Source organism: Microvirga aerophila (assembly GCF_003332305.1).
GTDB lineage: Bacteria > Pseudomonadota > Alphaproteobacteria > Rhizobiales > Beijerinckiaceae > Microvirga > Microvirga aerophila.
In genome coordinates this window covers 83,624-108,628 of sequence record NZ_QOIO01000013.1, presented here as the reverse complement: position 1 = coordinate 108,628, position 25,005 = coordinate 83,624, and the positions used below count along the sequence as shown (strand labels likewise).

Annotated in this window: 22 protein-coding genes; 7 read left to right on the top strand and 15 right to left on the bottom strand. The window is 64.1% G+C overall.

The genetic code is table 11. The features are described 5' to 3' along the window. From trpC to lexA, 4 genes are all read left to right on the top strand, one after another. Window positions 1-801, top strand: a complete 801-nt coding sequence (trpC, locus tag DRB19_RS09495; RefSeq protein ID WP_114185812.1) for an indole-3-glycerol phosphate synthase TrpC — start codon at window positions 1-3, stop codon at window positions 799-801. Next, window positions 798-1,274 carry a cyclic pyranopterin monophosphate synthase MoaC gene (gene moaC, locus DRB19_RS09490; protein WP_114185800.1) on the top strand — a complete coding sequence of 159 codons (477 nt, stop codon included), beginning with the start codon at window positions 798-800 and terminating at the stop codon, window positions 1,272-1,274. Before trpC ends, moaC begins: the two co-directional genes overlap by 4 nt. Continuing rightward, window positions 1,271-2,515, top strand: coding sequence for a molybdopterin molybdotransferase MoeA (locus DRB19_RS09485; RefSeq protein WP_114185799.1), 1,245 nt, complete (start codon window positions 1,271-1,273; stop codon window positions 2,513-2,515). Before moaC ends, DRB19_RS09485 begins: the two co-directional genes overlap by 4 nt. A gap of 112 nt (window positions 2,516-2,627) precedes the next feature. Then, entirely contained in the window at window positions 2,628-3,332 is a 705-nt protein-coding gene (lexA, locus tag DRB19_RS09480) for a transcriptional repressor LexA (protein WP_114185798.1), read from the top strand. On the opposite strand, the gene DRB19_RS09475 is transcribed toward lexA, so the two are convergent. Next, window positions 3,310-5,580 carry a ComEC/Rec2 family competence protein gene (locus DRB19_RS09475; protein ID WP_245439358.1) on the bottom strand — a complete coding sequence of 757 codons (2,271 nt, stop codon included), beginning with the start codon at window positions 5,578-5,580 and terminating at the stop codon, window positions 3,310-3,312. The genes lexA and DRB19_RS09475 overlap by 23 nt on opposite strands. A gap of 132 nt (window positions 5,581-5,712) precedes the next feature. On the opposite strand from DRB19_RS09475, the gene gltX reads away from it, so the two are divergent. Together gltX and gltA are read left to right on the top strand one after the other, a co-directional pair. Then, window positions 5,713-7,143 (top strand): glutamate--tRNA ligase, encoded by a 1,431-nt coding sequence (gene gltX / locus DRB19_RS09470; protein WP_114185797.1) that lies wholly within the window; start codon window positions 5,713-5,715, stop codon window positions 7,141-7,143. A 174-nt stretch (window positions 7,144-7,317) separates the two neighbouring features. Next, window positions 7,318-8,610, top strand: a complete 1,293-nt coding sequence (gene gltA, locus DRB19_RS09465) for a citrate synthase (protein ID WP_114185796.1) — start codon at window positions 7,318-7,320, stop codon at window positions 8,608-8,610. 237 nt (window positions 8,611-8,847) lie between these two features. On the opposite strand, the gene lpxB is transcribed toward gltA, so the two are convergent. From lpxB to DRB19_RS09395, 14 genes are all read right to left on the bottom strand, one after another. Then, complete coding sequence (gene lpxB, locus DRB19_RS09460) at window positions 8,848-10,023, bottom strand: lipid-A-disaccharide synthase (protein WP_114185795.1); 1,176 nt, start codon at window positions 10,021-10,023, stop codon at window positions 8,848-8,850. Continuing rightward, complete coding sequence (locus DRB19_RS09455) at window positions 10,016-10,882, bottom strand: LpxI family protein (RefSeq protein WP_114185794.1); 867 nt, start codon at window positions 10,880-10,882, stop codon at window positions 10,016-10,018. Before DRB19_RS09455 ends, lpxB begins: the two co-directional genes overlap by 8 nt. Next, window positions 10,882-11,688, bottom strand: coding sequence for an acyl-ACP--UDP-N-acetylglucosamine O-acyltransferase (gene lpxA, locus DRB19_RS09450; protein ID WP_114185793.1), 807 nt, complete (start codon window positions 11,686-11,688; stop codon window positions 10,882-10,884). Before lpxA ends, DRB19_RS09455 begins: the two co-directional genes overlap by 1 nt. Beyond that, window positions 11,688-12,152 (bottom strand): 3-hydroxyacyl-ACP dehydratase FabZ, encoded by a 465-nt coding sequence (gene fabZ, locus DRB19_RS09445; protein ID WP_114185792.1) that lies wholly within the window; start codon window positions 12,150-12,152, stop codon window positions 11,688-11,690. The genes lpxA and fabZ overlap by 1 nt, the downstream gene beginning before the upstream one ends. A 5-nt stretch (window positions 12,153-12,157) precedes the next feature. Then, the gene (gene lpxD / locus DRB19_RS09440; RefSeq protein ID WP_114185791.1) at window positions 12,158-13,258 is read right to left on the bottom strand and encodes a UDP-3-O-(3-hydroxymyristoyl)glucosamine N-acyltransferase; all 1,101 of its coding nucleotides are present in this window, start codon (window positions 13,256-13,258) and stop codon (window positions 12,158-12,160) included. Window positions 13,259-13,309: 51 nt separating this feature from the next. Beyond that, on the bottom strand, window positions 13,310-15,697 hold the full coding sequence (bamA, locus tag DRB19_RS09435) for an outer membrane protein assembly factor BamA (RefSeq protein WP_114185790.1): 2,388 nt from the start codon (window positions 15,695-15,697) through the stop codon (window positions 13,310-13,312). Window positions 15,698-15,864: 167 nt separating this feature from the next. Further along, window positions 15,865-17,028, bottom strand: a complete 1,164-nt coding sequence (gene rseP, locus DRB19_RS09430; RefSeq protein WP_114185789.1) for an RIP metalloprotease RseP — start codon at window positions 17,026-17,028, stop codon at window positions 15,865-15,867. After that, window positions 17,028-18,230, bottom strand: coding sequence for a 1-deoxy-D-xylulose-5-phosphate reductoisomerase (gene dxr, locus DRB19_RS09425; protein ID WP_114185788.1), 1,203 nt, complete (start codon window positions 18,228-18,230; stop codon window positions 17,028-17,030). The genes rseP and dxr overlap by 1 nt, the downstream gene beginning before the upstream one ends. 4 nt (window positions 18,231-18,234) lie before the next feature. Beyond that, a complete protein-coding gene (locus DRB19_RS09420) occupies window positions 18,235-19,092 on the bottom strand; it encodes a phosphatidate cytidylyltransferase (protein ID WP_114185787.1) in 858 nt (285 codons plus the stop codon). 2 nt (window positions 19,093-19,094) lie between these two features. Next, window positions 19,095-19,859 carry an isoprenyl transferase gene (locus DRB19_RS09415; protein ID WP_114185786.1) on the bottom strand — a complete coding sequence of 255 codons (765 nt, stop codon included), beginning with the start codon at window positions 19,857-19,859 and terminating at the stop codon, window positions 19,095-19,097. A gap of 30 nt (window positions 19,860-19,889) precedes the next feature. Then, complete coding sequence (gene frr, locus DRB19_RS09410; RefSeq protein WP_114185785.1) at window positions 19,890-20,450, bottom strand: ribosome recycling factor; 561 nt, start codon at window positions 20,448-20,450, stop codon at window positions 19,890-19,892. 60 nt (window positions 20,451-20,510) lie between these two features. Continuing rightward, window positions 20,511-21,224, bottom strand: coding sequence for a UMP kinase (gene pyrH, locus DRB19_RS09405; RefSeq protein ID WP_114185784.1), 714 nt, complete (start codon window positions 21,222-21,224; stop codon window positions 20,511-20,513). Window positions 21,225-21,299: 75 nt separating this feature from the next. Further along, window positions 21,300-22,229 carry a translation elongation factor Ts gene (gene tsf / locus DRB19_RS09400; RefSeq protein WP_114185783.1) on the bottom strand — a complete coding sequence of 310 codons (930 nt, stop codon included), beginning with the start codon at window positions 22,227-22,229 and terminating at the stop codon, window positions 21,300-21,302. A 108-nt stretch (window positions 22,230-22,337) separates the two neighbouring features. After that, a complete protein-coding gene (locus tag DRB19_RS09395; RefSeq protein WP_114185782.1) occupies window positions 22,338-23,354 on the bottom strand; it encodes a 30S ribosomal protein S2 in 1,017 nt (338 codons plus the stop codon). A 400-nt stretch (window positions 23,355-23,754) separates the two neighbouring features. Between DRB19_RS09395 and DRB19_RS09385 the strand changes: the two genes are divergently transcribed. Further along, a complete protein-coding gene (locus DRB19_RS09385) occupies window positions 23,755-24,984 on the top strand; it encodes an ABC transporter substrate-binding protein (protein WP_114185780.1) in 1,230 nt (409 codons plus the stop codon). The last annotated feature ends 21 nt before the right edge of the window (window positions 24,985-25,005 follow it).

Below are 25,005 nucleotides of genomic sequence, written 5' to 3'. Positions count from 1 at the left end.
ATGAGTGACGTTCTCGCCCGCATCGAAGCCTACAAGCGCCAGGAAATCGCGGCCGCGAAAACCGCCATTCCGGAGGCCGAGATCGAGCGCCGCGCCCGTGAGGCCCCGCCCCCCCGCAATTTCGCGGCAGCCATCGAGCGCCACCTGGCCGAAGGCCGGCCCGCCCTCGTGGCCGAGGTCAAGAAGGCAAGTCCCTCGAAAGGTCTCATCCGGGCCGATTTCGACCCGCCGTCGCTCGCAAAAGCCTATGCGGATGGCGGGGCGACCTGCCTGTCGGTGCTCACTGACGAGCCGTCGTTTCAGGGCCGGCCCGAATATCTGACGCAGGCTCGCGAAGCCTCGGGCCTTCCGGCTCTGCGCAAGGACTTCATGTTCGAGCCGTATCAGGTCTACGAGGCTCGGGCCTGGGGGGCGGACTGCATCCTGGTCATCATGGCGAGCGTGACGGACGACCAAGCGCGCACTCTCATCGACACCGCCCATGGCCTCGGCATGGACGTGCTGGTGGAGGTGCATGACCGCCCGGAGCTGGAGCGCGCGCTGCCGTTGGGCACCAAGCTCGTGGGCATCAACAACCGCAATCTTCGCACCTTCGATGTTTCGCTGACGGTGAGCGAGGAACTGGCTCCGCTGATCCCGTCCGACCGCATCATCGTGGGCGAAAGCGGAATCTTCACCCTCGACGACATCACGCGCCTCAAGGCTGTGAACATTCAGACTTTCCTGGTCGGTGAAAGCCTCATGCGGCAGGCGGACGTGACAGCTGCGACCCGCCGGCTTCTGTTCGGCGAAGCCGCATGAGCGGGCTGACGCATCTCGATGCAACCGGCGCGGCCAACATGGTCGACGTCTCGGAAAAAGACGTCACGACTCGCACCGCCATCGCCGAGGGAAGCGTCGTCATGCTGCCGGAAACGGTGGCGCTGATCCGCCAGGGCGACGCCAAGAAGGGCGATGTGCTGGGCACCGCACGCCTTGCCGGGATCATGGCGTCGAAGCGCGCCCACGAGCTCATTCCCCTCTGCCACCCTCTGTTGATTTCCAAGGTGAGGGTCGACTGCGCTCTCGACGACAGCCTGCCTGGAGTACGGGTCACCGCCGAGGTGAAAGTGTCGGGCCAGACCGGTGTCGAAATGGAAGCGCTGACCGCCGTTTCCGTCGCCTGCCTGACCATCTACGACATGGTGAAGGCCGCCGATAAGGACATGCGGATCGCGAACATCCATCTTCGCATGAAGAGCGGCGGCCGCTCGGGCACCTACGAGGCCACATGAGCCTGATCCCGGTCGAAGAGGCGTTACGCCGGGTCCTCGCCGGGGTCGACCGTCCGGTCGAGGCCGAGCAGGCGCCGCTGGCTTCTTGCGCAGGCCGAACCCTGGCCGACGACATCGCAGCCCGGCGAGACCAGCCGCCCTTCCCGGCCTCAGCCATGGACGGCTATGCGGTTCGGGCCGACGACATCGGCAGCATTCCGGTAACCCTTGAGGTCGTCGGCGTGAGCGCGGCCGGACGCCGCTTCGATGGGTCTGTGAGGTCTGGACAGGCCGTGCGGATCTTCACCGGCGCCCCCCTGCCCGATGGCGCCGACTCCGTCGTGATCCAGGAGAACACGCAGGCCTCAGGCGGCTATGTGACGATCACGGAAGCCTCCCAGCCGCATCGGCATATCCGCCCCGCCGGCCTCGACTTCAAGACGGGCGGCGTGCTGCTCCAGGCAGGCTGCCGCCTCGACAGTCGTCATATCGCACTGGCGGCCGCCATGGGCCACGGCAGTCTTTCGGTTCGCAGAAAGGTGCGCGTCGCGATACTGGCGACCGGCGATGAGCTGGTGCGTCCCGGCGAGCCGACGGGGCCTGACCAGATCACCGCGTCGAGCTTGCCCGCAACCGCTGTGATGGTGGAAAAGGCCGGCGGCGAGGCCATCGACCTCGGCATTGCGCACGACACGCTCGTTTCTCTCGAAGAGCGCATCCAAGCGGCCCGAACTGCTCGCGCGGACATCCTCGTGACGCTTGGCGGCGCATCGGTCGGCGAGCATGACGTCGTGCAGAAGGCATTGGCGCAGCAGGGCATGAATCTTGGCTTCTGGCGCGTGGCCCTGCGGCCGGGGAAGCCCCTGATGCACGGCAAGCTGGGCGACATGATGCTGCTCGGACTTCCGGGCAACCCGGTCTCGTCCTTGGTCTGCAGCCTGCTGTTCCTGATCCCTGCGATCCGCGCCCTCTCGGGGGACCCACGGGCAGGCGACGACCCGACGGAAAGCGGCATCCTCGGCGCTGAACTCCCCGCCAACGGTGACCGGCAAGATTACATGCGAGCGGGACTTGCCTTTCAGGACATCTGGGCCGAAGCCGGAACGCTGCGGCTTCCCGTCGCGACGGTTCACCGGACGCAGGATTCCTCGATGCTGAGCATCCTCGAACGATCCGACGCCTTGGTCGTCAGACCGCCTCATGCGCCTGCGACACGGGCCGGTGAGCCCTGCCGGATTATCCGGCTCGATCGATTTTGTTGAAAAACTTGTCCGCCTCAGCTTTGCCATAGACTTGCAGAACACAGCAAGAACAGCTAACCTGTTCCTGCTTTGTTTCAGAATCGCTTCCGATGGGGAGCAGTAAGGGCCAACCATGCTGACGCGCAAACAGCACGAATTGCTCCGCTTCATCCATGAGCGGCTGCGTGAAACTGGAATTCCGCCGTCCTTCGACGAGATGAAGGACGCGCTCGATCTCAAGTCCAAGTCCGGAATTCACCGCCTGATCACGGCGCTTGAAGAACGCGGCTTCATCCGCCGTCTGCCGAATCGGGCCCGCGCCCTCGAGGTCCTGCGTCTGCCCGAGACCGTCGGCGGCGCGGCGACCCAGCGGCGCTTCACCCCGAGCGTGGTCGAAGGTGGCCTCACGGCGCGCAGCAAGACCCCTGCTCCGCCGCCCGCCGAGGAGCGGATCCGGGACATGTCGATTCCGGTCATGGGCCGGATCGCGGCCGGTACGCCGATCTCGGCGATCCAGAACCGCAGCCACTCGATCACCCTGTCCAACGATTTCCTGGCGCAGGGCGAGCACTACGCTCTCGAAGTGCGAGGCGATTCGATGGTGGAGGCCGGCATTCTCGACGGCGACCTGGTGGTGATCCGCAAGCAGGACAATGCCAATACCGGCGACATCATCGTGGCCCTCATTGACGACGAGGAGGCGACCTTGAAGCGCTTCCGCCGCCGCGGCTCATCGATTGCTTTGGAGGCCGCCAACCAAGCCTACGAAACCCGCGTTCTCGGACCCGACCGGGTCAAGATTCAGGGCAAGCTCGTCAGTCTGGTTCGCCGCTACTGATCTCTTCCTCCGGGAAATCCTGTTCAGGAACGGGCCGCGCATGCCGTGGCCCGTTTTGCGTTTGCGCCTTCTCGGCGACAGCTCCCGACCAGGGCCGCGTCTCCACGCCCTTGCGGACCGAATGCATCTCGATGGTCTCGCGCGCCAGACGAAGGGCCGTCGCGCCCCGCGCCACGAGAGCTTCACGGTCGAGCACCAAAGGCGCGCCGCATCGAGACGGCGCGTTAAGGCGCGTGATAACGATCGCAGCGCGGCGGCAATCCTCCTCGAACGCCGCCATTTCCTTCACGAACGCCACGTTTCGGTTGTCGCCCCCCTCGACGACGCATCCAGCCTTGTCGCATCGCGCATTGCGCCTCAGGCTTTCGTCATCAGCGTTCCGGCCATCGCCATCCGCCCGCAGCCATTGCTCCACGACGAAAGCGAATGGCCTTCCCACAAGGGCCAGCCGGCCGCCGGCGCTGCGGATGGCGGCCCCTGAACCATCGCGGTCGATATAGACATCAAACCGTTTGGGCGAGGCCGCAATGGCCATCCCGGCCCCGACCGGAAGCACGGCAAGCCATCGCAAGGCCGATGCCGGGAGCGTCAGCACCAGAAGGCCTGCGCTCATGAGCCCGAGCGCGCCGAGGCCCAGAGCAGGCACAATCATTGTCGAACCGGAGAAGCCGCCTACCCATGCGGAAACCTCCAGAACCTTCGTGACGGCGAAACCCATCACCCGCCATACCGGACCGTCGAGGCCGAAGGGGTAGGCCAGTACGCCGAGAACTGCGCACGGCATGACCACCAGGGAGACGAGCGGCAGAGCAAGCGCATTGCCGACAAGGCCGTAGGGGTTCATGGTCTGGAAGTGATAAGCCGCGAAAGGAGCCGTTGCGAGGCTGGCGACGAGAGTTGTCGTGACAAGGCCAATAATGCTTCTGCCGATCCAGGCAAGCCCCTGGTCCAGCAGGGTGGCCGGGCCAGACTCCCGCGTTTTCCGTTGCAGCAGCGGCACCAGGGCCATCATGGCCGCGACAGCTCCGAACGACATCTGGAAGCTCGGGCCCAGCAATGCCTCCGGCTCCCGCGCCAGAACGATCAGGGCAGCGATGGACAGGTTGCGGATGCTCAGGGCGGGCCGGTCCACGAGTACCGCTCCGAACATCACGAGGGTCATGATCAGCGACCGCACCGTCGCCACATCCGACCCGGAAAACACGCAATAGGTCGTCGCGCCTACGATCGCCGCCACGGCGGCTATCTTCTTGACCGGCCACAGCAGGGCGAAGCCAGGCGCAAGAGACAGGAGCGCCCGCGCCAGCCAGAAGAACGTGCCGGCGGCCAAGACCATGTGGAGGCCGGAAATCGACACGATGTGATAGATGCCCGCTGAGCGGAGCACCTCGTTGGTTGGCTCACCGATTAGTCCTCGCTTGCCTGTCACGAGGGCAGCACCGACGCCGCCCGCTGCCCCGCCGATGGCCGCCGCAATTCGATGCGTAAGGGCGTTGCGCGCCTCGTCGATCCGGGCCGCCGCCCAAACCGACCAGGGCGGCCCGGCAGGAGGGTCGAGGCGTTTCACCGTGCCGGTCAGGGAACCGACCGCGCCGATCCCCTTGTAATAGGCGTCGCGCGCGAAATCATACCCGCCGGGCCAGGCCGGTTGCGGCGGAGGCAGCAGGCGGGCTGTCCCGCCGATGAAATGGCCGGCCGATAGCCCCTCTCCGCTTCGCACCGAGACCCTGATGAGAGCCGGCCGGGCCGCAGAATCGACCCCCTGGATATCCGCAACGCGCAGAAGAAGCCTCTTCCCACCCTCGCGATCCTCAATCGCCTCGATGAAGCCCGTGACCGGCGCGATTATCACCCGCGACAGAACGGGAGCCGCGACGCTCCGGGCGCGGACGACTCCGGCTGCGAATCCGGCAAAGAGCGCTGCAAGGCCGATCATCGCCGCCATGGCGGCGAGGTTGCGGCGCAGGGTGAAGGCACCGCCGCAGCAAATAGCCAGCGCACTGACTGGAGCCCAGAGAGCGGGCTGACCATCGGCCTGAAAGAACAGCAGAATGCCGAGGCCGAAACAGACGGCGATCCACGGGAAGAGACGGCGGTGCTCCACCTCGTGGCGCAGACAGCCGACAAGCCATTCTCGCCCCTCGTCAGGGCTCCAGCCGACAAGGACGGGCCAGGGACGAGGCAGAACGGCGGCCCGCGCGGACATTCGCGCGATGCGGCGGCCTTCTCCCCTGTTGTGTTCGAGCATCTGTTCGGCTTAACCCTGGGTGGGGTTGCATGTTAGACGAGTGCGCGTTCCGGCCAAAACCGGCCTGTGGACGAGTCGGCGCGGCGTGTGACCAAGCCCGCGCGAACTCTTTACTCCGTTAAGGTTTCCTCGATGACCGTCATCACCCGTTTTGCCCCCTCGCCCACCGGCTTCCTGCATATCGGCGGAGGACGCACGGCCCTGTTCAACTGGCTCTATGCCAAGCGGCACGGAGGCAAGATGCTGCTGCGGATCGAGGACACAGACCGGGAGCGCTCCACCGAGGCTGCCATCCAGGCGATCCTCGACGGCCTCACCTGGCTCGGGCTCGATTGGGACGGCGACGTGGTCTACCAGTTCTCCCGGGCGGCCCGTCACAAGGAAGTGGCGGAGTCGCTTCTGGCGTCGGGCCGCGCCTATTACTGCTATGCGAGCCAGCAAGAGCTGGAGGAGATGCGCGAGAGCGCCCGCCGCGAGGGCCGGCCCATGCGCTATGACGGCCGCTGGCGCGACCGCGACCCGTCCGAAGCCCCGGAGGGCGTGAAGCCCGTCATCCGCCTGAAGGCCCCGACCGAGGGCGAGACGGTCGTGGAGGACGAGGTGCAAGGCCGCGTGGTCTGGCAGAACAAGGACCTGGACGACCTCGTGCTCCTGCGCTCCGACGGCACGCCGACTTACATGCTCGCGGTTGTCGTGGACGATCACGATATGAACGTGACGCACATCATTCGCGGCGACGACCACCTGACGAACGGGGCGCGCCAAACGCAGATCTATCAGGCGCTCGGCTGGGATGTGCCGAAGATGGCCCATATCCCACTCATCCACGGCCCGGACGGAGCCAAGCTCTCCAAGCGCCACGGGGCATTGGGCGTCGAGGCCTATCGCAGCTTGGGATACCTGCCGGAGGCCCTGCGCAACTACCTGGTGCGGCTCGGCTGGAGCCACGGCGATCAGGAGATCTTCTCGACACAGGAGATGATCGATGCCTTCGATCTTGGAAGCATCGGGCGGTCGCCAGCACGGTTCGATTTCGCCAAGCTGGAAAATCTCAACGGCCATTACATGCGCCAGTCTGACGACGAGCATCTCGTGAACGCCCTCGAAGGGCTGCTGCCGGAGCTCGACAAGGACGAGCACCATCTCGGGGGCACCCTTACGCCGGGCCTGAGGCAAAAGCTTCTGGTGGCCATGCCGGGCCTCAAAGAGCGCGCCAAGACCCTCGTGGAGCTCCTCGACAGCGCCTATTACCTCTACGCCAAGCGCCCCCTTCACCTGGACGAGAAGGCCGCGAGCCTGCTCGCGGACGGGCGCGCAAGGCTCGACGGCATCATCGCGAAGCTTGAGGCGGTTTCCGATTGGACTGGTCCGAATGTGGAAGCGGTCGTGCGCGAGCACGCGGAAGCCATCGGGGCAAAACTCGGACAGGTGGCGCAGCCTCTACGGGCGGCTCTCACCGGCCGGGCGACCTCTCCCGGCCTGTTTGACGTGATGGCCGTGCTGGGGCGCGACGAAACCCTGTCACGCCTCCGGGACCAGCTGAAGGATGCGCCTGCTGCATAACAGCATATCCTCGCCTTTAGACGTGCTTGCCCCCTTCATACGGATAAGCTACCGAACACCCCATCATCCCTACCGACCGGCGACCTCGGTTCGGCAGTTTGCTTCGGAACCACTTCTCCGAATTCATGGCTGCACTAGGTTATGCCCGGCCTCCTCTTGAAAGGGCGAAGACGCATGAGTTCTACCTCCAGCATGCTCAACGTTGACGATAAGTCGGTGGAACTGGCCGTCAAAGAAGGCACCATCGGTCCGAGCGTCGTCGATATCTCCAAGCTCTACGGCCAAACCGGGATGTTCACCTACGATCCCGGTTTCACCTCGACGGCGGCTTGCGAGTCGAAGATCACCTATATCGACGGCGATAAGGGCGTCCTTCTGTATCGCGGCTTCCCCATCGAGCAGCTCGCCGAACACGGCGACTTCCTCGAGACCTGCTACCTGCTTCTCTACGGAGAGCTGCCGACGGCGGCGCAGAAGGCCGATTTCGACTACCGCGTCACGCGCCACACCATGGTGCACGACCAGATGAACCGGTTCTTCACCGGCTTCCGCCGCGATGCCCACCCGATGGCCATCATGGTTGGCTGCGTCGGCGCCCTTTCGGCCTTCTACCACGACTCGACGGACATCTCGGATCCGCATCAGCGCATGGTCGCGTCCATGCGCATGATCGCCAAGATGCCGACGCTCGCCGCCATGGCGTACAAGTACCATGTGGGCCAGCCCTTCGTGTATCCGCAGAACGAGCTGGACTACACGTCCAACTTCCTGCGCATGTGCTTTGCGGTGCCGGCCGAGGAGTACAAGGTCAACCCGGTGCTCGCGCGGGCGCTGGACCGGATCTTCATCCTTCACGCCGACCACGAGCAGAACGCTTCGACCTCGACGGTGCGCCTCGCAGGCTCGTCGGGCGCGAACCCCTTCGCGTGCATCGCGGCCGGCATCGCTTGCCTCTGGGGGCCCGCCCATGGCGGCGCCAACGAGGCGGCCCTGAAGATGCTGGAGGAGATCGGAACGCCAGACCGGATTCCGGAGTACATCGCCAAGGCCAAGGACAAGAACGATCCGTTCCGTCTCATGGGCTTCGGCCACCGGGTCTACAAGAACTACGACCCGCGCGCCCGCATCATGCAGAAGACCACCCACGAGGTGCTCAACGAGCTCGGCATCAAGGACGACCCGCTCCTCGACGTGGCCGTGGAGCTGGAGCAGATCGCCCTCAAGGACGAGTACTTCGTCGAGAAGAAGCTCTACCCGAACATCGACTTCTATTCGGGCATCACCCTGAAGGCGATGGGCTTCCCGACCTCTATGTTCACGGTGCTGTTCGCGCTGGCCCGTACGGTCGGCTGGATCGCCCAGTGGAGCGAGATGATCGAAGACCCGTCCCAGCGCATCGGCCGCCCGCGCCAGCTCTATGTGGGCTCGCCGAGGCGCGATTATGTAACGGTCGCCCAGCGCGGGTGAGCGTCGGCGCATTGAAAAACGAAAGGGGCCGAAAGGCCCCTTTTTCCATTGCGGAGTTCGACGGCAGCCGCACGACCACTGTCATTCTGGGGCCGCGCAGCCGGAGCTCATAAACACTGGCGAGGCAGGAAGAAACAGAGCGCTTGGTCACCTGTTCCGAAATATTGGCGGCTATGGGTACCGGGTTCTCCTCTCCAAGCTGCCTTGGAATGACAGCGGAGGGCGTCGTTTCGATCCTTAGGCCTTCCGTTCGGCGGCCAACACTTCTTCCACGATCCTGGCGGCCCGCTCGCTCGGGGCCTCGTCGCCAATCCGCATGAGGTCGTCCATCCGCCGGAACGCGTCCAGTTGCCTGCGTCGCTCAGAAGTGTCGGAAAATAAGGGCAGCACGGCATCGGCCAGCTTCTCGGGCGTACAATCCCACTGGATCAGCTCCGGGATGACGTTCTCGTTGAGCACCAGATTGGTCAGCACGATGGACGGGGCCTTGATAAGGTATTTCAGCACCTCCTCGATCTTCGACACCCGGTATGCGACCACCATCGGCACACCGGACAGCCCCAGCTCGAGGGTCACGGTGCCGGATGCGGCAAGCGCCGCATCCGCCTCGCGGAAGGCGGCCCATTTGGCGGCCTCTCCCTCGACGATCCTGGGCTTCACGCTCCAGGCCTCCGCGCGGGCCTTGATCTCGTCCGTCACATGCGGCACGGCCGGGATCGTCACCTTGAAAGGACGCGGCGAGCGCTGTTGCAGCAGCGTCAGAGCCTCCCCGAACGGCTCCATCAGCCGGCCGACCTCAGAGCGGCGGCTGCCGGGAAGCACCAGGAGCTTTATTGGACCTCCATCGGCGCTTCCCCTCTCACCTGCCTTCGGCCTGATCTCGGCGAGGCGCTCGATGAGCGGATGGCCCACGTAAGTGGTGGGCGGACCGCCCAGGCGGCGATGCGCTTCCGGCTCAAAGGGCAGCAGCGCCAGAAGGTGATCCACGTATCGACGCATCTTCGGCGCCCGTCCCGGGCGCCAGGCCCAGACCGAGGGGCTGACATAATCCACGATCGGGATCTGCGGCGCACGTTGGCGTACGGCCTTGGCGACCCGGTGGGTGAAATCGGGGCTGTCGATGATGATCAAGATGTCGGGCTGTGCGGCCACCACCGCGTCGGCTGTCAACCTGATCCGTTTGAGGATCGTCGGCAGGCGCGCAATGACGGCGGAGAAGCCCATCACGGCGATGTCTTCCAGGGGAAACAGGCTCTTGAGCCCCTCCTCCGCCATGGCGTGTCCGCCCACGCCGCTAAACCGCAGTCGGTTCGCACCAAGCCTCGCTTTCAGGGCGCGCATCAGCTTGGCCCCGAGTTGGTCACCCGATTCCTCGCCTGAGACAATCCAGACCGAAAGCGGGGCGTCACTCAATGCGGGCCCCCATCCAGGGCAGGTCAACGGCCACGAGAAACAGGCCGAGGCGATCGGCGGTTCTCAGGGTTGCTTCCTGATCAAGCACGAGGGTCGAGCCTGCCCCGACAGCGATCCCTGCAAGTCCGGCGCGAGCGGCCTCGGCCACGGTCCTTGGGCCGATGGTCGGCATGTCGACGCGCAAATCCTGGCCGCGTTTAGCAGCCTTGATCAGAACGCCCCCTTTCTCGCGCTGGCGCAGGCCCAGCCATGTCTGCCGAAGCGCCCTTATCCGGCGCAGCATTCGGTCCGTGCCCTCGGGCCCCTCGATGGCAAGCACATGCTCGCGGGAAACGATGGCTGCCTGGCCGATGTCGAAGGCCGAGAGGGAGTTCAGGACATCGAGCCCCATGGCGATGGCCCTGCGGTCATCCTCGGACGGCAGGAGCCCGCCCTGCAATGTGGGGGGAGCGACGAGGCCAGGCGCCAGCTCATGGGCACCGACGACCTTGTGGCCGCGCTCCTCCAGCAGCATCACGGCTCCGCGCAGGACCTGGTCGTCTCCACGGGCGATGACTTCCTTCACCTCCTGCCGGTTTCGCAGAAGCGAGTAGGCTCCGAGAAGCGCCGAAAAGCCGGGACGGCGCACCGCGCCGACCAGGGACACGGCCTTGGGCTGCCACTCATCGAGCAATCCCATGATGGTCTTGAGATCGAGGAGATCCACGTTGGCATGGGCCTGGCGGCGCAGCGCGGTCGCGGCAAAGCCCCGGAAGGCCATGACACGGTATTCCTGCCCCGCCCTCTCGAGATGCCTCACGAGCTGGATGGGTAGCTGCCCGGCCCCGGCGAGAATCGCGATCGGGCCGTCCGATTTCATCAGGGGGTCCCGACAGGATCCCGGGGCGTGCAGATCGAGCGATCCTTGCCCTCACGGATGAAGTCGAGAATCTCGTGGACGAACGGATGGGTGGAAAACTCCTCCGCCACGTCCTCCACACGCTCGGACAACGTGCCCTCATCTGCGAAGAGCAGACGGTAGGCGCGACGGATGTCGTGGATCTGCTCCCGGGTGAAGCCGCGGCGGCGCAGCCCGATGATGTTGAGGCCCGCGAGGTGCGCCCGGTTGCCCATGGCCATGCCGTAGGGGATGAGATCGTTCTCGAGCCCGGACATGCCGCCGACGAAGGCATGCGAGCCGACGCGGGCATACTGGATCACCGCGGAGCCACCGCCGAAGATCACATAGTCACCGACCGTGACGTGGCCGGCCAGCATGACGTTGTTCGACAGGATGCAGTCGTTGCCGACCCTCGTGTCGTGGCCCACGTGGGAGTTCGCCAGGAAGGCGCAACGGTCGCCGATGACGGTCTTAAGGCCGCCGCCTTCGGTGCCGGGGTTCATGGTCACGCCTTCGCGGATCATGCAATCGGCCCCGATGGTGAGCGTGGAAGGCTCGCCGCGATATTTCAGGTCCTGCGGAATGTGTCCGATGGACGCGAAGGGGAAGATTCGGCTGCGCGGACCGATGGTGGTGCGTCCCGCAAGCGCCACATGGCTGATGAGTTGGCAGCCGTCACCAAGCTCGACCTCGGGGCCGACCGTGCAGAAGGGACCGATCTTGACGCCTGCGCCAATCTTCGCCCCGTCCTCAACGACGGCCATCGGATGGATCACAGTTTCCATTACTCGAGCACCAGCATGGCGCTGACTTCGGCTTCGCAGACCAGGTTGCCGTCAACCTTGGCCTCACCCTTGTACCACCACATGTTGCGGCGGTTGTTCAGCTTTCGCATATGGAATTCAACCCTGTCGCCCGGCTCGACGGGCTTGCGGAACTTCACCTTGTCGATGGTCATGAAGAAGACCTGCTTGGGCTTTTCCTGCTGGGCCATTTTCGACTTCACGCAAATGGCGCCGGCGGTCTGCGCCATGCCTTCGATCAGGAACACACCCGGAAAGATCGGCCGCGACGGGAAATGGCCCGTGAACTGCGGCTCGTTGAAGGTCACGTTCTTGATGCCGATGCAGGAATTGTCCCCGTCGATCTCAATGATCTTGTCGACCAGGAGAAAGGGATAGCGGTGGGGCAGCAGATCCAGAATCTGCATGATGTCGGCAGTTTGAAGCGTAGTGGGCGCTTCGGACATGACGTTCACTCCGGATGATACTTGGCGTCTTTATAGCTGGACGCGCCGTCGTCTTTGGCGGAATCGCTGGAATCGCCCTGGGATGCAAGCTTTTTCAATGCGGTGATCTCGCGGAACCACTCGCGCATCGGGCGGGCCGGGATCCCGCCCCAACGGGCGCCGGCCGGAACATCGCCGTTCACGCCGCTGGTCGCGGCGATCTGCGCCCCCATGCCGATCCGCACGTGCCCCTTCACGGCGACCTGCCCGCCGATGGCGACGAAATCCTCGATGGTGGTGGAACCTGCGATACCCACCTGCGCGACGATCACGCAGTGGCGGCCGATCACCACGTTGTGGGCAATCTGGACCAGGTTGTCGATCTTGGTGCCCTCGCCGATCACCGTATCGCGGCTTGCGCCCCGGTCCACGGTGGTGTTGGCGCCGATCTCCACGTCATCCTGGATGATCACGCGCCCGACCTGAGGCACCTTCAGGTGGCCCTGCGGTCCCATGGCGAAGCCGAAGCCGTCCTGGCCGATACGCACGCCGGGATGCAGGATCACCCTGTTGCCGATGAAGGCGTGGGATACGCTCACCTGAGGGGCGATGGAGCAATCGCGGCCGATCTTGACGCGCTGGCCGATGACGGAGTGCGCCCCAATCAGGGTCCCTGCCCCGATCTCGGCCTCAGGCCCGATTACCGCGCCGGGATCGACCCGCACGCCCCGCTCCAGACGAGCAGAGGGATGCACGAAGGAGCCGGGCGAGATGCCGGTTGCGGCGAAAGACGATTCCGGCCGCATGGCGGACGGGAACAGCAGGGCGAGCACCTGCGCGAAGACCCGGTACGCCAGCGGCGTCACGAGAGCGATGGTGTGAGCAGGAACCCGTGCAGCGTAACGCGGTGTAACCAGACAGGCGGCCGCTCGTGTCGATCCAAGAGCCGCGACATAGGCCGCGTTGTCCATATAGGCGAGGTCGGTCGGGCCCGCGTTTTCGAGAGGCGCAACCCCATGAAGCAAAAACTCCCCGTCGGCGCCGTCGGGGAGCGTTGCGTTCGCCATCTCCGCCACCTGACGCAGACGAAGCGTCTGGCTCTGCGGGAAGAAAGTCGATTCTGTCATGAATCAAAAGCGGGGGCGCCTTGCGGGCGCCCCCTCTCCGATAGGTGCGAATTAGAAGCGGGTGCCGCCGGAGAAGCGGAAGGCCTGGGTGCGGTCGCCGCCGACCCTCACGCCGTCCACCAGAACGCCCTCTTCCTTCGAGGTCGCGATGGCGTAGTCGAACCGGATCGGTCCGAGCGGCGAACTCCACAGGAGCGAAGCACCCACCGACGAGCGGAGCTTCTTGCTGTCGAGAACCGAGATGCACTCCTGAGTGACATCGGCGGTGCGCTGGCAGCCCGTCGGGCCGAAGCCGTCGATGATGGAGTTTCCGTTCACGTCGAATGTGGTCGGGCCCTTGTAGCCGAACAGCGTACCGGCATCCGCGAACACCGCGCCCTTCAGGCCCAGATCCCGCGGCAGGCCGAAGATCGGGAACTGAACCTCGAGGGTACCGCCGAAATAGGTGGTGCCGCCGATGGCGTTGGCGTTGACATCGAGGCTCGAGATGTCGCGCGGGCCGATGCCGTTAGTAGCGAAGCCGCGAACCAGCGACGGGCCCAGGAAGAACTGGTCGACGATGCGCAGATCGCCGCCGCTGCCCGCAGTGCCCTTATCCCCAAAGCCGACGATGTGGCCGCCCTGGACGCGGGCGATACCGACGATGTCTTCCATCAGCTCGTAATAGTAACGGGCGTCGCCGGTGGCGCGGAAGTACCGGGAATCGCCGCCCAGACCGGCGAAGTCCGTCTTCGCCTCGGCGTAGAAGCCGTTGCGCGGGTCCTTGTTGCTGTCGAGCGTGTTATAGTTGAACGTCAGACCCGCCAGCGAGGTCAGGGTCTCGCCCGCTGATTCCTTGATCGCCAGGGACGCTTCGCCGTTGCCTTCGCAGAATGCGCGGCTGGGCGTTCCGTTGGCGTTCAACACCGTATAATCGGCGATCGGAACCGAGCAGTCATTGAAGGGCTGCTTCAGGTCGTTCGGAATGTCGAGTTCCTGCTGGAACAGCGAGTAACGCAGGGTCAGCGTGAACTCTTCCGTGAAGGGAAGGCCCAGGCGGAGCTGACCGCCGGTCACCCGGTTCTCGTAACGAGAGTACCGGGTCTGGTCGCTGAACTTCGAGAACAGATCGATACCGGCCGACATGCGGTAGCCGAGGAAGTACGGCTCCGTGAAGGAGAAGTCGACGCCGTTGGTGCGCTGTCCGAGCTGGCCCGCTACGCGAACGAACTGGCCGCGGCCGAGGAAGTTCGACTCGCTGACCGCCACCTCGCCAATGAAGCCGTCATTGGTCGAGTAACCGCCGGAGATCGAGAATGCGCCGGTCGATTGATCTTCCACGTCCACGTTCACGACCACGCGGTCGGGCGCAGAGCCGGGCTCGTTGGAGATTCGGACGCGCTTGAAGTAGCCGAGGTTGTTGAGGCGACGCTCGGCGCGGTCGATGAGAACCTGGTTGTAGCCGTCGCCTTCGCCAAGGTCGAACTCGCGACGGATCACGTAGTCCCGGGTGCGGCTGTTGCCGCGGACGTTGATGCGCTCGATGTAGACCCGCGGGCCCTCTTCGATCACGTAGCCGAGGCCGATCGTCTGGGTCGCCGGATCGCGCGTTCCGACTGGGCGGACCTGAGCGAACGGGTAGCCACGGCGGGCCACGTCGACGGTGATGGCTTGGACCGACTTCTGGACCGCGTCAGCGTTGTAGACGGCGCCAGCCGAGGTCACCACATCGCCGCTCACCGATTCGACCGGGATTTCTGGGATGCGGGAATCGACGTTGACGCTGCCGATCCGGTATTGAGGCCCCTCTTCCACGGCGATGGTCACGACGTATCCGCCCGCATTGGGGTCGAACTGCACGTCGTTGGAGACGACGCGGAAATCCGCATAGCCGTTCTTGAGGTAGTAGCGCCGGATCAACTCGATATCGGCCGCGATGCGGTCCGGATCGTATACGTCCGTGCTCTTGAGGAAGCTGAGAAGGTTCGTCTCGGTCGTCTGCATGACGCCACGCAGGCGGCTGGACGAAATCTGGTTGTTGCCGACGAAGCGGATTTCCTTCACGCCCGTCTTGTCGCCTTCGACGATGGTGTAGACCACGTCAACGGTGCCGTTGGGGAGATCGACCACGCGGGGCGTCACTTGAGCCAGGCCGCGGCCAGAGCGGCGGTAGACTTCGAGGATACGCTGCACGTCGGCGTCGATCGCCGTCTGATTGTAGGGGGTACGCGCCCGAACCTGGAGATCGCCCTCGATGAGAGCCTTCTCCACGCGCTTGTTGCCCTCAACGACCACCCGGTTGATGACCGGACCCTGAGCCGCCGATGCGCGGCGGGCCCCCTGCGTCGCCCGCTGAGCGAACGCCGTGTCGGCTGCGGTGATTCCAGCCATCAGCGCGCTCATTGCGATAACTGCGGTGGCGGCCGGTTTTTTCCGGCGTGGCGTGGTCGTCGACATCATCAACTGGCCCGTCTCTTTATATTTTGTCCCAAAAGCGAGTTGCCTCGCCGGCTGGAGACACGCGCCCCAACCTTATCGGTGTGGTTTCGCTTGTACAAACTTTCGCCGCCATTGCAAACGGAGGTTTCCCCAACACCGTAGCATTTTTGCCGGGCGTGGCGTCCTTGTCACGTTCCTCGCGCCATAAAACTGGTGCCAAGGTGAACAAGATCATTCCAAGTGGCGAAAAGCATAAGCATTGCAACGATTGCAAAGCCTATCCGGAAGCCGATTTCCTGAGCCTTTTCGCTCAGCGGACGGCCCCGGATCGCCTCAATGGCGTAGAAAAGCAGGTGTCCGCCGTCGAGGAGCGGAATGGGAAAAAGGTTAATGATGCCTATCGAGACGGACATGAATCCGATGAGGCTCACCAGACTGTAGACCCCGCCCACATCAAAGGCGGTCCCCGAAGCCCTGGCGATTCCGATGGGCCCGGAGAGTTGATCAGCCGATTCCCAGCCGAGAATGAGCCTGCGGAGGAAGTTGAAGGTTCGGTCAACCAGATTCCAGGTTTCGACCGCTCCCGCCTTCAAGGCTCCAGGAATGGAATATGAGATTCTCTTGATCGCGGCGGGGTCTTTGGAAGCCTCGACGCCCAGCAGACCGATGCGCTGCTTCCCAAATGGGGTCGTCTTCTCAACAAAGTTGGGGATAGCGTTCAGGGAGACCGTCTGCCCGCCCCGCTCGACGGTGAAAACGAGGCTCTCACCGGCGCTCGAGCTCACGAGGAGCTGCATGTCGGCGAACGTCTGGATCTCCTTGCCGTCGATGGTGAGGATCAGGTCGTTGGGCTGAAATCCAGCCTTTTCCGCCGCGCTGCCCGCCTGAACCGCCTCTATCCGAGGCTCGAGGACTTGGCGCCCGCTGAAATAATTGAAGCCCGCGAAGATCGCGATCGCCAAGATGAAGTTGGCGATCGGCCCTGCGGCCACGATCGCTGCGCGCTTGGCGACGCTCTGGTGCGGAAAGCTGATGGCGCGCTCGGCGGCGGACATATGGGCGAGCTGATCGTTGTCGGGGACGCTGGCGGCATTGATGTCGCCGACGAATTTCACGTAGCCGCCCAGGGGTATCGCTGAAATCTTCCAGCGCGTTCCGTGGCGGTCGGTCCAGCCGAAGACCTCGCGGCCGAACCCGACCGAGAAGGCCGTCACCCCGACGCCACAGCGCCGCCCAACCCAGAAGTGGCCGTATTCATGGATGAACACGACCACCGAGAGCACCACGATGAAGGAGAACACCGTTAGGAAAAAGGACCCTGTCGCGCCCGTGATCGTTGCTAGCCAATCCATTATCGTCCCTTTCGCGCTCCCGAGAGCAGCGTTGATACAGTGTACGCCGGAATCAGCCTGCGCGCACCCTCCCTGGCCTCTTCATCAAGAGCGAGGGCTTCGAAAACGGTTGCAGGCGCTGCGATTTTTCTTGCAGAAAACGTTGAGCAGACGCTCTCAACAGTCTCAGATATCGCATAAAATCCTATTTGTCCTGCCATGTATGCCTCGACGGCGATCTCGTTGGCGGCGTTGAGGATTGTCGGCATCGCACCACCGGCTCGGAGCGCAGCCTTCGCAAGGGTGAGGCATGGAAAGCGCGCCTCGTCCGGTCGCTCGAAGCTTAATCGCCCAATCGCGGCAAGATCGAGACGAGGCAGGTCCATCCGGAGGCGTGCATGGTGACGCAGCGCGTTGGCGATGGGCACCTTCATGTCGGGCAGCGCCAATCCAGCGGTCACGGCTCCGTCGCTCCATTGCACGAGGCCGTGGACGATGGATTCGGGGTGCACAAGGACGTCGAGGCGCTCCGCTTCTAGGCCGAACAGGTGATGGGCCTCGATCAACTCCAGCCCCTTGTTCATGAGGGTGGCGGAATCGATGTTGATCTTGTTGCCCATCGACCAGACCGGGTGCGCCGAGGCCTCCTTGGGGCTGGCCGTGGCGATACGCTCCCGGGGCCAAGTCCGAAAGGGTCCGCCGGACGCGGTGATGATCGCCTTCTCGACATCCTTGTTTCCGCCGGCCGCAAGCGCTTGGTCCAGGGCGTTGTGCTCGGAATCGACGGGCATGATCTCGACCCGTAGGCGTCGCGCGTCGGCCATGAAGGCCGCTCCGGCGCAGACAAGGCTTTCCTTGTTGGCCAGAGCAAGCCGCCGCCCCGGCTTCATAGCGGCATGGGTCGGTCGAAGGCCTGCGGTGCCGCTGATGGCCGCCAGAACCAGGTCGGCGTCCCGTTCGGCAGCCTCGATGACGGCGGCATCTCCCGCGCCGCTGTCGATGCCAGTTCCGGCGAGGGCCTCCTTCAGGGCCTGCCCCCCTGCCTCGTCCGCTAGAGCCGCGAACCGGGCGCCGAGCTTTTTCGCAGTGTCCGCCAGCGCAGCCGCATCCCGCCCGCCGACGACGGCCTCGACGCGGAACTCGTCCCGGTGAGCAAGGACGACTTCGCTCGTCGACCGGCCGATCGAGCCGGTTGCGCCGAGAATGGTGAGGGAGCGCGTCATGATCTTATGCTGCCAGCCGGATGATCAGGAGGACAACTCCCAGAATCAGGGATACGGCCCAGAATCCGTCGAGGCGGTCCATCACTCCGCCATGGCCGGGGATGAGATGGCTCGAATCCTTCACGTCGCAGTGGCGTTTCAGGGCCGATTCCCCCAGATCGCCAAGCTGGCTTGCCACGGAGGCAACCATGGACAGAATGATGACGCCGGGAAGGCCAAAGGGGTTTGTCCAACCGAGCCGCTGTGCGCCCCACGCGACAAGGAAACCAGCCAGCGCCCCGGCGAACAGGCCCCCGAAAAAGCCCGACCATGTCTTCTTCGGACTAACGAGCGGCCAAAGCTTCGGGCCGCCGAGGGCGCGACCGGTAAAGTAGGCGGCGATGTCGGTGGCCCAGACCACGGCGAACATCCAGATGAGCCCGACAAGGCCAAGATTGGGATGATCCCGCACGATGGGCGGGACGAGAACGATGATCACCGCATAGGCGAAGCCCAAGGCACCCCAGAGCTTGCCCACCGATTCCCGCGCCAGGAGACTTCCGGCCAACAGGAATGCGAGCCCCGTGAGCAGTGAGACGCCGAACTCGGCATCCATCAGGAAAAGCGCCGTCAGAGCGGCAAGGCCCACCCCGTAGACGATTTGCACCGGGCGCAGCGGCTCGACGCGGGTCATGTTGGTCCATTCGACCATCATGGCGATGCCGGCCGCCAGCCAGAACAACGCGAATGCCCAGCCGCCCCAATAGGCGGTCACGAGCGCGAGCGGGATCATGACGACCGCGGAGGCGATCCGATTGGTCAGCTCTTTCGAGAGACCGGATTTTGCGACAGGTGGTAAGGAAGAGTCCTCGTTTGCCGCCATGCTCAGCTCGCCTGGGCGCTCAACCCGCCAAAGCGGCGCTCGCGCCTGCCGTATTCGAGCAGAGCTGCCCGAAGCGTCGCCTCATCGAAGTCCGGCCAGAAATCCGGCAGGAAAATGAACTCCGAATAGGCCGTCTGCCAAGTCAGGAAGTTGGAAACCCGCTGCTCGCCGGAGGTGCGGATGACGAGATCCGGATCGGGAATGCCGTAGGTGTCGAGAGCCGTTTCGACGGTGTCCATGTCGATGGCGTCCGGGTCGAGAGTTCCATCCTTGACCTGGCGGGCCAGGGAGCGCATCGCCTGGACGATTTCCTGACGGCCGCCGTAATTGAAGGCGATCACCAAGGTGAGGCCGGTATTGTCCCGCGTCAGCTGCTCGGCCTCATCCAGAAGCATGCGAATGTCCTGGGTCAGACCTTCCCGCAATCCGATGATCCTGACCCGGATGTTGTTGGCGTGCAGTTCCGCAAGGTCATGACGGACGAAGCGCTTCAGGAGCCCGAGGAGGTCGGAGACCTCCTGGGCGGGTCGCCGCCAGTTCTCCGACGAGAAGCTGTAGACGGTCAGATAACGGATGCCGAGATCTCCCGCAGCGCGCACCGCCCGCCGGATCGCCTCGACGCCGCGCCGGTGTCCCTCGAACCGGGGTAGGCCGCGCTGAGCCGCCCAGCGGCCGTTGCCGTCCATGATGATTGCGACGTGCGCCGGCACTCCCCCGCCCGATGGCTGGGCAAAGGCTGGAATCGACCGTTTGGCTTCACCGCTCATGAGTGCTTTCCGCATGCAGGCCGGAGTTGATCAGACGTGCATGATTTCCTTTTCCTTGGCGACCACGAGGGTTTCGACCTCGGCCACGAATTGGTCGGTCGCCTTCTGGACCTGCTCGGCGTGACGCTTGCTGTCGTCCTCGCTGATGGCGCTGTCCTTCTCGAGCTTCTTGAGGAGGTCCAGGCCGTCGCGGCGCACGTGGCGGATCGCGATCCGAGCCTCTTCGGCATATTTGTGGGAGACCTTGACCATCTCCTTGCGGCGCTGCTCGTTCATCTCGGGAATGCGCAGGCGGATGACCTGCCCTTCCGTCTGTGGATTGAGACCGAGATCCGACTCGCGAATGGCCTTCTCCACGGCCGACACCATGCTCCGGTCCCAAACCTGGACGCTGAGGAGGCGCGGCTCGGGAACGCTCACGGTTGCAACCTGGGTGATCGGCATCGCGGTGCCGTACGCGTCGACTTGGATGGGATCGAGCAGGTTCGGCGATGCGCGTCCCGTGCGCAGGCTGCCCAAATCGTGCTTGAAGGCGTTGATCGCGCCCTGCATGCGGCGCTTGATGTCTTCGAGATCAAAGGTCGTGGCCATTGTGTAGTCCTGTCCCTACGCGAACTGTTTGAACGGGCTTACGCTTCCCGAGACTTTGCATCAAGGGGCGACGATGGTCGAGGGAACCTTGCCCTGGAGAATTGCGGTGACGGAGCTCGGCGCATGGACCGATCCGACGATGATCGGCAGGCCGCTCTCACGGGCGAGCGCAAACGCTGCCGTATCCATGACCTTCAGGTCCCTGGCGATTGCCTCGTCATGGGTCAGCCTGTCGTAACGGATCGCTGCCGGGTCCTTTTTCGGATCAGCGGAATAGACCCCATCCACCTGAGTGGCCTTGAGAACCGCATCGCAGCGCAGCTCAGCCGCCCGGAGCACAGCGGCGGTGTCCGTAGTGAAGAAAGGGTTGCCCGTTCCGCCTGCCAGAACCACCACTTGGCCCTTGTCCAGGTGATGCAGGGCGGGCTGACGCGCATAGGTCTCGCAGATGGTCGGCATCGAGACGGCCGACATGGTGCGGGCCGAGACGCCAGCGGCGTTCAAGGCCGTCTCGATGGCCAGTGAATTCATGACCGTGCCGAGCATGCCCATGGAATCGGCTGTGGGACGGTCGATCCAGCCGGCGGCGCTCATGCGAGCGCCCCGGATGATGTTGCCGCCGCCGATGACGAGGGCGATCTCGAAGCCGGCCTGGGTCGCATCGGCAAGGTCTTTGGCCAGTCCCGACAGGATCTGAGGATCGAGCCAGTATCCGTCGGAGGCGATCAGGGCCTCGCCAGAAAGCTTCACAAGGATTCGTCGATACTGTGTCACTGCCTGACCTCTCTATCCATACCTTCTCATGAAAACGGCGGCTGAAGCGCCGCCGTTTTTTTAATCTGGATTTCGTTAGGCCTTGCCGCCCGCCGCGGCCGCCACCTCGGCGGCGAAGTCAGGGGCCTCTTCCTTCTCGATGCCCTCGCCAAGGGCGTAGCGGATGAAGCTCTTGAGGGTCACAGGCTTGCCGGCCTTCGACTCGGCTTCCTTGAGCACCTGAGCGACGGTCTTCGACGGATCATGCACGAAGGGTTGCTCGAGGAGGGTGACCTCCTTGTAGTAGCTCTTGAGACCGCTCTCGACGATCTTCTGCAGCACGTTCTCCGGCTTGCCGGCATTCTTCTCACGCAGGATCGCGCTCTCGCGCTCGAGCGTCGCGGCATCGATGCCAGACGCGTCGACCGCAACCGGGTTCGTCGCGGCGATGTGCATGGCGATCTGGCGGCCGAGGGTGCCGAGAATCGTCACATCGCCTTCGGATTCGAGCGCCACGAGCACGCCGATCTTGCCGAGGCCTTCGGACACCACGTTGTGGGTGTACGACGCAATAAGGCCCTTTTGGACCTGGAGCTTGGCCACCCGACGCAGGGTCATGTTTTCGCCGATGGTGGCGATCAGCTCCTGAAGGCGGTCCTTCACGGTGGTCTGCGAGCCCGGGAAGTGAGCAGCTTCGAGAGCCTCCACCGAGCCGTCGCCCATGAGGGCGATCTTGGCGGCTTCGCGAGCGAAGGCCTGGAACTGATCGTTGCGGGCGACGAAGTCAGTCTCGGAGTTCACCTCGAGGATCGTGGCGGTGTGACCGGACGACTCGACAGCCACAAGACCCTCGGCCGCAACGCGGCCGGCCTTCTTGGCGGCCTTGGACAGGCCTTTCTTGCGGAGCCAATCGACAGCGGCTTCGATGTCGCCGTTGGTCTCGTTGAGGGCCGTCTTGCAGTCCATCATGCCGGCGCTGGTCTTATCGCGCAGCTCTTTCACCATCGCAGCGGTAATGTTCGCCATGGCTCGTCCTTTCATGGGGTGTCATGCATATAGGGAGCCCGGCGCTCATGGAACGCCGGGCCCGATCATTTTGCTCAAGCGGCGCCGCGAAAGGCGCCAAGGCAGGACTTATGCCGCCTCGATCAGCGAGCGGGCCTGGGCGATCCAGCCATCACGCTCGGCGCGGCCGTTGAGCTTGAGGTCCTTGTCCAGCTCGGCGACATCGCCCGGCTGCATGGCGCCAAGCTGCCAGTAGTGGAAGATGCCGGCTTCGTTGAGCTTCTTCTCGAGCTGCGGGCCGACGCCGTTGAGCTTGGTCAGATCGTCCGGCGCGCCGCGGGGAGCCGCAAGACGCTCGAACTGCTCTTCCTGCTCGGCCGGTGCGCCGACGTCGTTCGCCGGAAGCTCTTCGGCCATCGGGTTCTCGGACTCGCCGATGTCGATGCCCATGGCGCCAGCGCCGCGAGAAATGCCGTCGAGAGCCGCGCGGGCGATCAGGTCGCAGTAGAGGGTGATCGCACGGCCGGCGTCGTCATTGGCCGGAACCGGGAAGGTGATGCCGTCCGGATCGCAGTTCGTGTCAACGATGGCAGCCACCGGGATACCGAGGCGCTTGGCCTCCTGGATCGCCAGCTGCTCCTTGTTGGTGTCGATGACGAAGATCAGGTCGGGCGTGCCGCCCATGTCTTTGATGCCGCCGAGAGCGCGCTCGAGCTTTTCCTTTTCGCGGGAAAGCATCAGGCGCTCCTTCTTGGTGAGGCCCTGACCGCCGCCGGAGAGGATCTCGTCGACCTTGCGCAGACGCGAGATCGAGCCCGAGATCGTCTTCCAGTTGGTCAGCATGCCGCCGAGCCAGCGGGAGTTCACATAGTACTGAGCCGAACGCTTGGCCGCGTCAGCAACCGAATCGGCCGCCTGGCGCTTGGTGCCGACGAACAGCACGCGACCGCCCTTGGAAACCGTGTCGCTCACGGCCTGGAGGGCGCGGTGCAGCATCGGAACCGTCTGGGCGAGGTCGATGATGTGGATGTTGTTGCGGGTGCCGAAGATGTACTGACCCATCTTCGGGTTCCAGCGGTGGGCCTGGTGGCCAAAGTGCGCGCCAGCCTCAAGCAGGCTGCGCATCGAGAATTCAGGAAGCGCCATAGTGTTTCTCCGGTTAAGCCTCCGCGGAGCAGTGGACCGGCCCTGCCGGCCACCGGGGTTGCCTCATGGATATGAGGACAGGCTCCGCGTGTGGGATGGCGCGCATATAGGGGTTATTCAGCCTAAACGCAAGTTTGATGTCATCTAAGGACCTGTCGCGCGGTGCGCAGAGGCTTTTAGCCTGCAGCTCGTCGTGTTCTTTAGGGCGAACCTCCTTTGCGGAGGCAAGATGCAGGATGAAAAGCGGCAGCCCTGCCAAGGAAGGATCAAGGCCCGCATTAGGATGCGGCGCACTGTATAAAAGATCATTTTGTTCGTAATAACGAACTTTTCCGTTGACAAGTACGGAACCTATCGCTTTTTCCCTCCTGCAACTCAACCTGCATAAGGAAAGAAGCCAATGCTCCAATCACGCCGCACCGTTCCGGCCTTGGCAATCTGCGCATTGGCCGTGGGGATACACATGCCGGCAATCGCCGCAGACGGAGTTTCCGATGACCTTGTCAAGATTGGTGTGTTGAACGATCAATCCGGCATCTATGCGGACATGGCCGGCTCAGGCTCGACCATTGCGGCCCGGATGGCGGTCGAGGACTTTGGAGGCAAGGTGCTCGGGAAGCCCATCGAGATCGTTGCCGGAGACCACCAGAACAAGCCGGATGTGGGAGCGGGCGTTGTTGGTCGCTGGATCGACCAGGAGAAGGTGGACACGATCGTCGACCTCCCGACCTCGTCGGTGATGCTGGCGGTCCAGGAGATCGGGCGTCAGAAGAACCGACTCGTGATCGCTTCCACGGGTGGCTCGTCGGACTTTACAGGCAAGTTCTGCTCCCCTGTCGGCATCCACTGGACCTACGACACCTACGGCCTGGCCGTGGGAACCGGCCAGCCTCTGGCAAGCCGTGGGCCGTGGTACTTCCTGACGGCGGATTACGCGTTCGGACATGCCCTCGAACGCGACACGGCCGATGCCGTCGTCAAGGCGGGCGGCAAGGTTGCAGGCGGCGTGAGGCATCCGCAAGGCAACCACGACTTCTCGTCCTTCCTGCTCCAGGCGCAGAGCTCGGGCGCAAAGATCATCGGCATCGCCAATTCCGGGGCCGATACGGTCAATGCAATCAAGCAGGCGCACGAATTCGGGATTACACAAACAGGCGTTCAGCTCGCGGGGCTTTATCTCCACATCACCGACATTCACGCGATCGGCCTGGAGCAGGCTCAAGGGCTCCTGATGACCCAGGCGTTCTACTGGGATCTCAATGACGAGACGCGCGCTTGGTCGAAGCGTTTCTACGAGCGCCATAAGGCCATGCCGACCATGGGACAAGCCGGCGTCTATTCGTCTATCGTGCACTACCTGAAGGCCATCGAGGCCGCCGGCACGGATGAGGCGCAGGCTGTCGCCAAGAAGATGAAGGAGCTCCCGGTCAACGACTTCTTCGCCAAGAACGGCCGCGTCCGCGAGGACGGCCGCATGGTCCACGACCTCTACGTCTTCGAAGTGAAGAAGCCGTCAGAGTCCCGCGAGCCCTGGGATTACCTGAAGCTCGTCCGCACCATCCCGGGCGACCAAGCCTTCCGGCCCCTCGCAGAAGGTGGATGCCCGTTGGTGAAAACGGGAACGAATTGAGGAAACGTGGGGGCCGCCGTG